The 12,462-nt window shown below is 36.9% G+C and carries 11 protein-coding genes; 8 read left to right on the top strand and 3 right to left on the bottom strand.

Annotated elements, in window-relative coordinates; genetic code table 11:
* The gene (gene mnmL, locus A3GM_RS0106245; RefSeq protein ID WP_018362531.1) at window positions 1–918 is read left to right on the top strand and encodes a tRNA modification radical SAM protein MnmL/YtqA; all 918 of its coding nucleotides are present in this window, start codon (window positions 1–3) and stop codon (window positions 916–918) included.
* Window positions 919–942: 24 nt separating this feature from the next.
* Here mnmL and A3GM_RS0106240 read toward each other — a convergent pair whose 3' ends face one another.
* Window positions 943–1,743: a gliding motility protein GldB-related protein gene (locus A3GM_RS0106240; RefSeq protein ID WP_025830108.1), complete on the bottom strand. Its 801-nt coding sequence runs from the start codon at window positions 1,741–1,743 to the stop codon at window positions 943–945.
* Between the two features lie 390 nt (window positions 1,744–2,133).
* Between A3GM_RS0106240 and A3GM_RS0106235 the strand changes: the two genes are divergently transcribed.
* Window positions 2,134–3,597, top strand: coding sequence for an SLC13 family permease (locus tag A3GM_RS0106235; RefSeq protein ID WP_018362529.1), 1,464 nt, complete (start codon window positions 2,134–2,136; stop codon window positions 3,595–3,597).
* A gap of 357 nt (window positions 3,598–3,954) precedes the next feature.
* Here the strand turns inward: A3GM_RS0106235 and trmD are convergent, their stop codons facing one another.
* Window positions 3,955–4,629, bottom strand: coding sequence for a tRNA (guanosine(37)-N1)-methyltransferase TrmD (trmD, locus tag A3GM_RS0106230; RefSeq protein ID WP_018362528.1), 675 nt, complete (start codon window positions 4,627–4,629; stop codon window positions 3,955–3,957).
* A gap of 371 nt (window positions 4,630–5,000) precedes the next feature.
* Here trmD and A3GM_RS0106225 point away from each other — a divergent pair, with 371 nt between their 5' ends.
* Both A3GM_RS0106225 and ligA read left to right on the top strand, forming a co-directional pair.
* Complete coding sequence (locus A3GM_RS0106225; RefSeq protein WP_018362527.1) at window positions 5,001–5,738, top strand: nucleoside-specific channel-forming Tsx family protein; 738 nt, start codon at window positions 5,001–5,003, stop codon at window positions 5,736–5,738.
* A gap of 177 nt (window positions 5,739–5,915) precedes the next feature.
* On the top strand, window positions 5,916–7,916 hold the full coding sequence (gene ligA / locus A3GM_RS0106220; protein WP_018362526.1) for an NAD-dependent DNA ligase LigA: 2,001 nt from the start codon (window positions 5,916–5,918) through the stop codon (window positions 7,914–7,916).
* Window positions 7,917–8,011: 95 nt separating this feature from the next.
* Here ligA and coaW read toward each other — a convergent pair whose 3' ends face one another.
* Entirely contained in the window at window positions 8,012–8,848 is an 837-nt protein-coding gene (gene coaW / locus A3GM_RS0106215; protein ID WP_018362525.1) for a type II pantothenate kinase, read from the bottom strand.
* Between the two features lie 640 nt (window positions 8,849–9,488).
* Here coaW and A3GM_RS0106210 point away from each other — a divergent pair.
* The 4 genes from A3GM_RS0106210 to map all read left to right on the top strand — a co-directional run bounded on the left by A3GM_RS0106210 (window position 9,489) and on the right by map (window position 12,461).
* A complete protein-coding gene (locus A3GM_RS0106210; protein ID WP_018362523.1) occupies window positions 9,489–10,391 on the top strand; it encodes a glucosaminidase domain-containing protein in 903 nt (300 codons plus the stop codon).
* A 26-nt stretch (window positions 10,392–10,417) separates the two neighbouring features.
* Window positions 10,418–10,924, top strand: coding sequence for a DMP19 family protein (locus A3GM_RS0106205; RefSeq protein ID WP_018362522.1), 507 nt, complete (start codon window positions 10,418–10,420; stop codon window positions 10,922–10,924).
* Window positions 10,925–10,978: 54 nt separating this feature from the next.
* A complete protein-coding gene (gene smpB, locus A3GM_RS0106200) occupies window positions 10,979–11,458 on the top strand; it encodes an SsrA-binding protein SmpB (RefSeq protein WP_018362521.1) in 480 nt (159 codons plus the stop codon).
* Window positions 11,459–11,600: 142 nt separating this feature from the next.
* Complete coding sequence (map, locus tag A3GM_RS0106195) at window positions 11,601–12,461, top strand: type I methionyl aminopeptidase (RefSeq protein ID WP_018362520.1); 861 nt, start codon at window positions 11,601–11,603, stop codon at window positions 12,459–12,461.
* The last annotated feature ends 1 nt before the right edge of the window (window position 12,462 follow it).

Below are 12,462 nucleotides of genomic sequence, written 5' to 3'. Positions count from 1 at the left end.
ATGAATACATCTTTTTTATATAATGATTTTGGGTCTTGGATGAAGCAACAGTTTCCTTTTAAGGTTCAAAAAATATCCATTGATGCTGGCTTTTCTTGTCCAAATAGAGACGGAACCATTGCTCGTGGAGGCTGTACTTATTGTGATAATAGGACGTTTAATCCCTCTTATTGTCATAAAAGAGATTCTGTTACGGAACAATTAGAGGCTGGAAAACGCTTTTTTGGAAAGAAATATCCTGAAATGAAGTATCTTGCATACTTCCAAGCCTACACAAATACTTATTCTCCAACATCTAAATTGAGAGCAATGTATGAAGAAGCATTAGCCGTTAGCGATGTTGTTGGATTGGTAATAGGTACCCGTCCCGATTGTGTTTCAGATGAATTGCTCGATTATTTACAAGAGTTGAACAAGAAAACGTTTGTATTAGTGGAGTATGGAATAGAGACAACGAACAATAAAACGTTAGAAAGAATCAACCGAGGACATTCGTTTGAGTGTAGTGTTGATGCGATAAAAAGGACGAAAGAGCGTGGAATATTAACAGGAGGGCATATCATTTTAGGGCTTCCTGGTGAGGATTCACAAGAGAGTATACAACAAGCTAAGATCATATCTCAACTTCCTTTAGACATACTTAAAATACATCAGATGCAGATTATCAGAGGAACTAAGTTGGCAAAGGAATGGAATGAGGAGCCTTTTCACCTTTATTCGCTTGATGAGTATATTGAACTCATTGCGCAATATATTCAGTATTTGAGAAAAGATCTTGTGTTAGAGCGATTTGTTAGTCAATCTCCTCCCGAGTATTTAGTGGGTCCTAAGTGGGGAATAAAGAACTATGAGTTTACCAATAAGCTTGTAAACTACTTGAAAAAACACAATATTAAGCAGGGAGATTTAGCAAAATAGCAAAATAAAAGGCATTATAGAGGCTTATAATAGCGTTCTATAATGCTTATATTGTAATAACTCTTTTATTGTTATTTCTGGGTGTTTTGCCATAAAACTACCAATCAATTGAACCTCTTTGGTCGTAAACATTTCTTTATTTAATATGGTATTGGTCACCCACATCACTGCTGCTGCATGCAATCCAGTTTCAATTAGATTGTCACTTTGCTCTTTTGAGCATGGGAAAAGACTCATTAAATAGAAGTGTAGACAATCTGCTGCGATATAACTTCTATTCATTGTCTCTCTTTGTGCAGCGGTATAAAATTTCTTATACAATGGATATTCACTTCCAAGGTATTTATCTAAGGAGATACCTATAGCGTTTCTGTTTACAATTATGCTTTGATTAAAGGCGCCAATTTGTGTATATATCTCTGGAATGTCAATGCCAGGAAGAAGCTTTTGCATTCTTTTAAAGGCAGAAGACAATTCTGAATTGATATCAGAAAAGTCGCTATATTGCTCTTCTATGTCTGCAATTACATGTTGAAGAAGCGTATCTTGATAGAATTTTAATAGCTTACTATTGATTCCTACTTCATCAATATCACCCAATTCCAAAACATCTTCAATCAAAGCACGGGTTTCTTGTGGATATTCTGTTCGCATATTCTGCAATGCAGAGAAGTCTCCTGTAGTGAGATAACGGCTCTCTAGCTGGTCAAAGCGCTTGGCTTCAACCAACAAATGTTTATCTTCTTTACTGCTGTCACCTACCTTTAGGTTACAAGAAGACAAACCAATAATGCATAATAGCAAAATATAGAGAAGATTTCTCACAACGATTTGATAAAGTAATTTATAACGATACAAAATTACAAAAATGCGATTTAAAAACCAAACACTAATCTAAAAAAAAGTAAATAAAATGCTTCTTTTTTACTTTCTGTTTTAAATTACCCAAAAGAATGGGCAAAAAACGGTCAGAAATAATATTCTTTAACAGATAGATAAGGATGCGAAAATAATTCTTTTATTATTCTTTTGGCGTTTTTAATATTATCTATTATCTTTGTGTGAGCCTAAACAATAGAATAATTAAAATTGTCTTTGCATTGCTGTTCGTCGGTTATTGCAGAGCGATTAAATTAACAATATAAATAAATTAATAATCAACCTAAATTCTAATTAAATCATTTATTAGAAACAAACCTTTTAAATTCTACAAGTATGTCAAACCAAGAACAAAACGTTTTATCGGGAAGTTTCAACTTAAAGAAGTGTATTCTCTTTGCAGTTGCAGTTCTCATTACTTTAATTTTGTGGAACCTTCCACTCGATTATTATGGCATTGAAGGTCTAACTGTTATTCAACGACGTGTTATTGCCATCTTTGCTTTCGCAACAATACTATGGATTACTGAAGCAATACCGTCGTGGGCCACTTCTGTTTCGGTAATAGGTATTATGCTTTTTACGATTTCTGATAATGCATTTAAATTCATGCGAGATGGTTTTGAGAAGCAAGAACTCATCAATCATGAAGATATTATGGCTACATTTGCCGACCCAATTATTATTCTTTTCTTAGGAGGTTTCATCCTTGCAATCGCTGCAAGCAAGGCAGGTCTTGATGTATTGCTGGCCAGAACCTTATTAAAACCATTTGGAAACAAATCGGAAAATGTGCTATTAGGATTCATTTTGATTACCGGAGTCTTCTCGATGTTCCTATCAAATACAGCAACTGCGATTATGACTCTTACGTTCTTGACTCCAGTTTTCAAAGCTCTTCCACCTGAAGGCAAAGGACGTATCGCCTTAACTCTAGGTATTCCGGTTGCAGCTAACATCGGTGGAATGGGTACTCCCATTGGAACTCCTCCCAATGCAATTGCTCTTAAGTATCTAAATGACGTGAATGGCCTTAATGCAGGAATTGGTTTTGGCGACTGGTTACTATTTATGATGCCTCTAACCATCGTGCTTTTATTGATAGGTTGGTATCTTCTTAAAACCTTTTTCCCTTTTAAACAAAAGACAATTGAATTGCATATCGAAGGTAAAGTGCAACGTAACTGGCGTTCAGTTGTTGTTTCTGTAACCTTTATTTGTACTGTTTTATTGTGGCTTCTCGACAAAGTAACAGGAATTGGTGCTAATACTGTGGCAATGTTGCCTATCACTGTGTTCGCAGTTACAGGCGTAGTGACAGCAAAAGACCTACAAAACATCAACTGGAGTGTTATCTGGATGGTTGCAGGTGGATTTACTTTAGGACTTGCTTTGAATGAATCTGGATTGGCAGAGAATGTTATTCAGAACATTACTTTCGATAAATGGCATCCTGTTGTTATTCTTGTTATCTCAGGACTTGTTTGCTACACACTTTCAAACTTCATTTCAAACACAGCTACAGCAGCTCTTTTAGTGCCAATCTTAGCAGTTGTTTGTAAGGGAATGGGCAACAGTCTTAATGCTATTGGTGGTGGAGCTACCATCTTAATTGGTGTTGCAATTGCCGCTTCTGCAGCGATGTGTTTACCAATTAGTACTCCTCCTAATGCCATTGCACATTCAACTGGCTTGGTAGATCAAAAACAAATGATGAAGATTGGTGGTGCAATGGGTGCACTAACAATGATTATTGGATATGTAGTTCTTTATTTAGTGGCTAAGATGCACATCATTTAATAAAGACATTTAACGATAGATGAAGAGATATTTTGCACCTTTTGGTGTGGGTATCTCTTCATTTTTTTTGTCCTTTTTCGTAGGGAATGAAGGGTAATAACAATGTAATTACATGATAAAAGCAGTGTTATTACACGCTAATTGCATTGCTTTTATCACCCAAAAACAATGCTTTTGGAACAGCATAGCACTTTAATAAAAGAAAAATAGAATAGGAGTTGAATAGAAATAGCTTCTTATTCTCCTTTGTTTTTGAGGGAATATATCCTAAAAAGCACCTTACTTGTGTTAGTAAGACGCTTTCTTTATCTTCAAATATCGTTTGAAATATATTCAAATTCGATTTGGGTTATATCCTTATTTTAGTAAGTTAGGACGCAAACGTTGGGTTCTTTCCTGTGCTTGTTCAAGCTCCCAGGCTTTTATTTTAGCCTCATTTCCGCTTAAAAGGATTTCAGGTACCTTCCAACCTTTATAATCTGCGGGACGAGTATATATCGGAGCAGACAACAAGTTGTCTTGAAAACTATCAGAAAGAGCACTTTGTTCGTCCCCAATAACACCAGGAACAATACGAATAACCGCATCTGCAATGATGGCAGCAGGTAGCTCTCCGCCTGTAAGAACAAAGTCGCCTACAGAAATTTCCTTTGTAATAAGATGCTCTCTGATACGTTGGTCGATACCTTTATAGTGTCCACAAAGAATGATAATGTTTTCTTTCATCGACAATTCGTTTGCCATTGGCTGGTTAAATTGCTCGCCATCAGGTGTTGTAAATATCACTTCATCATAGTGTCTTTCTGCTTTTAATGCCGAAATACATCTGTCGATAGGCTCGCAAGTCATCACCATTCCAGGGAAACCACCATAAGAATAGTCGTCTACCTTTCTGTGTTTATTGGTAGAATAATCACGAAGATTGTGCAAATGAATCTCTGCCAATCCTTTTTTTTGTGCTCTTGCAAGAATCGATTCTTGTGTAAATCCTGTGAGCATTTCAGGTAAAACGGTGATAATATCTATTCTCATAATGGGCACAAAGTTACAAAATGTTTTTTATTTGCACTTAATTAATAGCCCGTCTTCTTTGCAATAAAATGCAGAAAACAATAGGTTTAGATTGCTTTTAAGGTGTCAAAAGTAAGGAAAACGATCCCTCTTTTAGCTTAAAAAGGATCAGAAAAAGAATGAAAAAGGCTCTACGAAGCTTCATATATAATAATGTATAAGTAGAAAAAACTCTGCTTGGAGTGATAATAAATGTGAAATAAGATGTGAATTGCAAATCTTGATTAAGAACAAGAATATGGCCTAATTACGAATTTAACAACATGTTATGTAATGAATTCAATAAAAATGACTACTTTTGCGCATCATTATATCTTATCAATAATTAATTTATGAAAAAATTATTACTATCTGCTGCAATGCTTATAACAAGTATTTGCGCTGGAGCACAAAACGTTCAGTTACATTATGACTTAGGTCGTGCATTGTATAAAGACATCACCGACCGCCAAACTGTTACAACAACTATAGAGATGTTCAAGTTAGATAAGTGGGGAAGTACCTTCTTGTTTACTGATATGGACTATCATCGTGATGGTGTTAAGGGTGCTTATTGGGAAATTGCACGTGAGTTTAACCTTTCAAAAAACAAGCAATGGGCTGCTCATATCGAGTATAATGGTGGTTTAGGATCAAACAAAGACCTAACATATACTGCACGTTATCAACACGCTTTCTTAGCAGGTGGAGCTTGGAATTGGGTAAGTAGCGACTTTAAAAAGAACTTCTCAATCCAATTAATGTATAAATATTACTTCAAAGGTCAAGGACTTGCTCGTCCATTTAGCGGTTTCCAATTAACAGAAGTATGGGGACTTACCTTTGCAAACAACCTTTGTACATTCAATGGTTTCTGCGATTTATGGTATGATAAGAACGTAAATGGCAAGCTAATCTTAATTTCTGAGCCACAGTTCTGGTTCAACTTGAATACATTAAAAGGTATGAAAGATGTTAACTTGAGCCTTGGTACAGAGGTAGAGATCAGCAACAACTTCGTATATAACAACAAAGGAATGAACAATAAGTTCTATGCAATTCCAACAATTGCAGCAAAATGGACTTTCTAAGATAAATATTCGAGCTTAGTTCTTCATTCTTTGAAGAATTAAAAAAGAATTACTATTTTTGTAGATTCATGAGTAGGAGGGCAGAAATGCTTGTGGTTGAAAAACTATAAGGCATTCGTTCCACTTCTATTCATGAATTTTTCTTTTAAATAAACATAGCAATAGCACAATAATAGTATGGCAACTGAACAAGAAAGAATAATAGAACTGCGTAAAGAACTGCATCAACACAACTATAATTATTATGTGTTGAACGCCCCACAAATCGACGATTTTACCTTCGATGCATTGTTACATGAGCTACAAAGCTTAGAGAATGCACATCCAGAGATGTATGATGCCAACTCACCAACGCAACGAGTGGGAAGCGATTTGCAAGAGTCTTTCGAGCAAGTGGCGCATGTTTATCCCATGCTATCACTCTCGAATACTTATAATAAGCAAGAAGTTGCAGATTTTTACAACACCGTTTCAAAGTTATTGAATGGTGAAGAGTTCGAGATTTGTTGCGAGTTGAAATACGATGGTTTGTCTATTTCGTTGCGATATGAAGACGGAAAGCTTATGAGAGCGGTCACTCGAGGTGACGGAACACGTGGAGATGATGTCACAGCGAATGTAAAAACCATTAAAACCATACCCCTAGTGTTGCAAGGAAACGATTATCCTGCAGTCTTTGAGATGCGTGGAGAGGTGCTAATGCCCTGGAAAGTGTTTGACAAACTCAATGAAGAACGTCGCCAACAAGAAGAACCTTTATTTGCAAATCCACGCAATGCAGCCTCGGGAACACTTAAAAGTTTGAACCCAGCATTAGTTGCAAAGCGTTCATTAGATGCCTACTTATATTATTTATTGGGCGAAGATATCAACATAGATGGTCACTTTGAGCGTTTAGAAGCAGCCAAACGATGGGGCTTTAAGATAGGCGAAGGAATGAGAAAAGTGTCTTCTTTAGAAGATATATATGCCTTTATCGATTATTGGGACGTTGAAAGAAAGAACCTACCAGTGGCAACTGACGGCATAGTTCTTAAGGTTAATTCGCTCAAACAGCAACAAAGTATGGGCTTTACAGCAAAGAATCCACGTTGGGCTATTGCGTATAAGTTCAAAGCAGAGCGTGAGTTAACCAAGTTAGAGAGTGTCTCTTATCAAGTAGGACGTACGGGAACGGTCACTCCAGTGGCTAATATGGAACCCGTTTTACTTGCTGGAACGGTGGTGAAACGTGCCACATTAAATAACGAAGACTTTATTAAAAGCTTTGATTTGCATATTGGTGACTATGTATACGTAGAGAAAGGTGGAGAGATTATACCTAAGATTGTGGGTGTAGAACTAAGTAAACGCACCGCAGGAATGCAACCAATAGAATTTATTAAGACATGTCCTGAGTGCGGAACTCAGCTCGTTCGATATGAAGGACAGGCTGCTTATTACTGCCCAAATGATATGGGTTGCCCTCCACAAATAAAGGGAAAGATAGAACATTTCATTGCTCGTAAGGCCATGAACATTGATAGTTTAGGGCCTGAAACAATCGATTCGTATTATAACAAAGGATTGATTAAAGACGTTGCCGACTTATATTGTCTTACAATTGATGATATCAATGAAGGCGGAGCGCATCAGAAATCGGCTAAAAAGGTGATCGATGCCATCGAAAAATCGAAGCAAGTGCCCTTTGATAGAGTGTTGTTTGCTTTGGGAATACGCTTTGTTGGAGAAACATCGGCACGCTTATTGGCTCGTAAATTCAATGATATTAATTCTTTGCGCAATGCAACTGCGGCTCAACTGCTTGAAGTTGAGGGAGTGGGAGACATCATTGCGGCAAGCGTTGTGAGTTTCTTTGCCGATGAAAAGAATATTGCTTTGATAGAACGTTTAGAGAGTTACGGACTTCAAATGGCTATGCCAGTGATAGAAGAAGGTCCTAAAGGCAATGTGTTAGAAGGTAAAACTATAGTCATTAGTGGAGTCTTTACACACCATTCTCGTGACGAATACAAAGCGATGATAGAACAATTAGGCGGCAAGAACACAGGAAGTATCAGTGCAAAGACCAGCTTTGTACTTGCAGGAGACAACATGGGACCATCTAAATTGCAGAAAGCTGAGTCGCTTGGAGTGAAGATTTTAAGCGAAGATGAATTCTTAGAGATGATAAAGTAGAATGCTTTTCATTCTGAATGAGATAGAATGAATTAGATAAAAAGAAAAGAGCTATTGGTGAATGGATTTGCCAATAGCTCTTATTTTATTGTTATTTATTTTTCAATTGCTAGTTCGGGAGCTTGTAATGCCGCACCTATTGCAGTGCAAAACTCGCTGTGTTTAGGAATGTGGAAACGCACATTGTAGAGCTTTTCCATTGAGGTGTAAACCTCTTTGCATTGAGGTAGCAATGTAAGATTGCCGATTAAGACATAATCTTTAATGCCACTGCCAAGACTTGAGAGTATAGTACTACTGCCAATGGCTTGAATTACCATCCAAGTGATGCCCAAAGCAATGTCTTCTCTACTTGCATTACTCTTTGTTTTACCGAACAATGAGGCGGTAGCACTTTTAGGTAAGCCAGGCAAAGCGTGTGGACTAATGTCGCCAATCAATACGTTTACGTTCGAAATATCACCCTCGGCAGCCAGTAAACTAATTTGTTTAATGTCGTCAGTCTTGAGCATAACCCTTGCAAGACCTTGTAAAGTCCCGCCTCCAATGCCTATACCTCCAATGTGTCTGATGCCTTCTTTGTCGCATTGAACAAGCGAAGTACCTGTTCCCATGCTTACAACTATCATGCTATCGATGTTGGTTTGATATTTAGCTCCTAATCCGTCGGCAATAAACTCCTCCGCCTTTGTGGTAGGAAGTCCGTATATTGGGTTGTCGATATATGCCGATCCAACGCCAGTGAGCATGACTCTTGCCACGTCGGTAAGCTTTATCTTGTTGTCGTGAAGATACTTTCCAAAGGCTCCGTATAATGAAGTTACAGGGTCGGTGGCCTTTATTCGTATCGGAGAAATGACCTTTCCATCTTTATTGATACCAACAATTTTGGTGGTACTAATACCAACATCTATTCCAATTATGATACTCATTGTGTGTTGATGCTATGATTATTATTTCGAATTATTTTTCTTTTAATGATTGAAAATCAGCTGTATTTGAGCCGATACGCTTGCAAAATTAATAAAAAATATGTGCCTTTATAACTTTGTTTCGATAAAAATGCATTTTGATGGTTTTATATGTGCAATTTTAAGGTTCATCTTTTTGTTTTTAATCTCAATGTAATTAGCTTGTAAAAGCATTGTTTTTAGGGTGTAAACTCAATGCTATTTAAATGTAAAAGTGATGCTTTTGAAAGCGTGAAGGCGCAAAGCCCTACGGCAAGAGGGAGTAGATAAAGAGAGCGAAGAAAGGCAATTATTGACATCTTTCACTTGATTTTTAACTCTAAACGAAAGGAAAGAAATTTTAAAACCATAGTAGCAACGCCACAATTCAAAAAATATCATTAACTTTGCACAGAATAGAAGTATTATAAATGTTCTTCTTTTGAAATGGTGTTAGAACTATCTTTTAAAGAGAAAATTATTCTCGAATAATAGAAATGAAATGATAGTGTAACGCAACGCACCAATAGATGGAGTGGAAAAGACTCTGAAACGACCCTGAAGAACAAAATAATTATAAGAGATAACGTTATCGATGAAAAGAAAAATAACGAATATTTTAATGCTCATTGCATTGATGCTTTGTCCTATCAATTTGTTAGGTCAGGCCAAATGGAATGTAACTTATCAAACATATATCGACCAATATAAGGATATTGCTATAGAAGAAATGTTGCGATACAACATTCCTGCGAGTATAACTCTTGCGCAAGGACTCTTTGAAAGTGCTGCAGGTCAGAGTCGATTAGCTCTCTATAGCAACAATCACTTTGGTATTAAATGTCACGATTGGACAGGAAGAAGTGTGCGACATGATGATGATGAGTTACAAGAATGTTTTAGAGCGTATGATAATGTGCGTCAAAGTTATGAAGACCACAGTAAGTTTTTGGTGAATAAACCACGCTATCGCAGCTTGTTTTCATTGCCCAGAACCGATTATAAAGGGTGGGCAAGAGGCTTAAAAGCTGCTGGTTATGCCACCAATCCACAATATGCTAATAAACTTATCGAGATAATTGAACTGTATAAGCTTTACCAATACGACACAGCTAACAGCTTCGATAGGTTTATGGTGAAGCGTACTACAGTGGATAAGCCTACTGTTAAGGGTGGAACTCTTCATCCGATATACGCTTATAACGATAACTATTATTTGCGAGTACGTGCTGGAGACACCTTTAAGAGTATTGCTGCAGAGGTGCATATCTCTGCTCGTAAGTTGGCAAAATATAACGAAAGAGATAAACACGACCCACTTATAGAGGGCGAAGTGATATATCTTAAGAAGAAAAAGAGCAAAGCTGAGAAGCAATTTAAAGACCGTCCACACATTGTTAAACCTGGAGAAAGTATGTATTCGATAGCTCAACAATATGGAATAAAGGTCGAAAGTCTTTATATCAAGAATCATCTCTTGCCCGATTACGATATCAAGGTAGACGATAGATTACGTGTTTATTAATATCATCACATAAAAGAAGAAAACAAATGGTGAATGTAGTTGTAAAAGAACAAAATCTTATTAGTGCAGCAAACGAAGGCATGGACGCCTTTATTGAAGTGTTTGTAGATGCAATAAAAAATGCCATAGGAGGCGAACTAACTGCTACCAATATGGCAGAATTGAATGCTTCGCAAATAACTCTCTTAGCTTATCACACTTTAAGAGAAGAGGTTATGGACGGAGGATTTATACAACTTATTCATAATGGATATGGAGGCTTTATCTTCTTAAATCCCTTTTCGGCAATGATGCGTCGTTGGGGCTTAGGCGATTTGTGCTCGCTTATCAATAAATGTCATAAGAGTTATAAAAAACATCGTGATGTTTTAGAGGCAGAATGTAGCGATGAAGAGTTTATGGCACTATTTGAAAAATATCCAGAGTTCGACGATTTTGATGATAAATTTGTAGAGCACGAAGAATATTGGACAGCTAAAATGGCAGAATATGTAGACGAACATATTGCCGAATTTGCTGTTGTCGAATCTTAGAAAAACATTGCAGCACAGCAAATAAATGCTGATGAATAAAACAAAAACTGCATTATGGCAAACGAAAAGAAAAACTCAGATAAAAAGAGTTCAATACAAATAAAAAACAGAAAAGCATCTTTCGATTATTTCTTTATCGATACCTTCACCGCTGGAATAGTGCTTACAGGTACAGAGATAAAGTCTATTCGACAAGGAAAGGCATCTTTAGTAGATACTTTCTGCTATATTCATGATGGCGAAATATGGGTGAAAGGAATGAACATTACCCCTTATTTCTATGGTTCTTTTACCAATCATGAGGCTAAAAGAGATCGAAAGCTGTTGTTAAAGAAAAGAGAAATACGCCGATTGGAAGAGGAAACGAAATCAGTGGGTGTAACAATTGTTCCTACATTGTTGTTTATTGACCAGAATGGACGTGCGAAAGTGAACATCGCTTTGGCACGAGGAAAGAAAGAATACGATAAACGTCAAACTCTAAAAGAAAAAGAAGATCGTCGTGAAATGGATAGAGCCATTAAGCGATATTAATGTTGTCGTATCTTTTCTGTCGTAAAACACGAAAAAGAACAATGCAATATAAGTATGCAAAGTGAATGATTTTACAGAAAAAATACTAACTTTGTGGTGAAATTCATCGCTGGTTATACCAGTAATATTAATAAAGAGAAACATGAAGTCTATAAAAAGAAGATGGACTCTCTTGCCGGGAAAGGATATAACCGAGCTTGACAAGAAGGTGATGTATTGGGAAAATAAAGGTAAAGAAGTTCCTACTCGTGACTTAATTAAAACTCCCGAACAGATAGAAGGTATTAAACGAGCTGGTGTTATCAATACTGGTGTGTTGGACGAAGTGGCTAAACACATCAAAGCAGGTATGAACACACTCGAAATAGATAAGATATGCTACGACTATTGCACTGCTCATGGCGCAACTCCAGCATGCTTAAACTATGAAGGATACCCCAAAAGCGTTTGTACAAGCATTAATGAAGTGGTGTGTCATGGTATTCCAAAAGAAGAAGATGTGTTGGAAGAAGGAGACATTATCAATGTCGATTTCACAACTATTCTCGATGGTTATTATGCAGATGCATCACGCATGTTTATAATAGGTAAAACAACTCCTGAAAAAGAGCAGTTGGTTAGGGTGGCAAAAGAATGCTTAGAAATAGGCGCAGAGGCTGCAAAACCATATTGTTTCGTGGGAGATATTGGTTATGCAATAGAGCAACATGCTAATAAATATAATTATGGTGTGGTGCGAGATCTATGTGGTCATGGTGTAGGTTTGAAGTTTCATGAGAAGCCAGACATTACACATTATGGCAAAAAGGGTACAGGAATGCTTCTTGTTCCTGGTATGGTGTTCACCATCGAGCCTATGATTAACATGGGAACATGGCAGGTATTCTTAGATTCAGAAGATCCATTTGGATGGGAAATTATCTCTGGCGACGAATTACCTTCAGCTCAATGGGAACATACTTTTGTGATGACTGAACATGGAGTAGAAATCCTTACCTATTAAA

Origin of the sequence: Hoylesella nanceiensis DSM 19126 = JCM 15639 (assembly GCF_000379965.1) — a bacterium.
Classification (GTDB): domain Bacteria; phylum Bacteroidota; class Bacteroidia; order Bacteroidales; family Bacteroidaceae; genus Prevotella; species Prevotella nanceiensis.
Note: the sequence above shows the minus strand (reverse complement) of the source record. Positions and strands in the feature narration are given on the sequence as shown.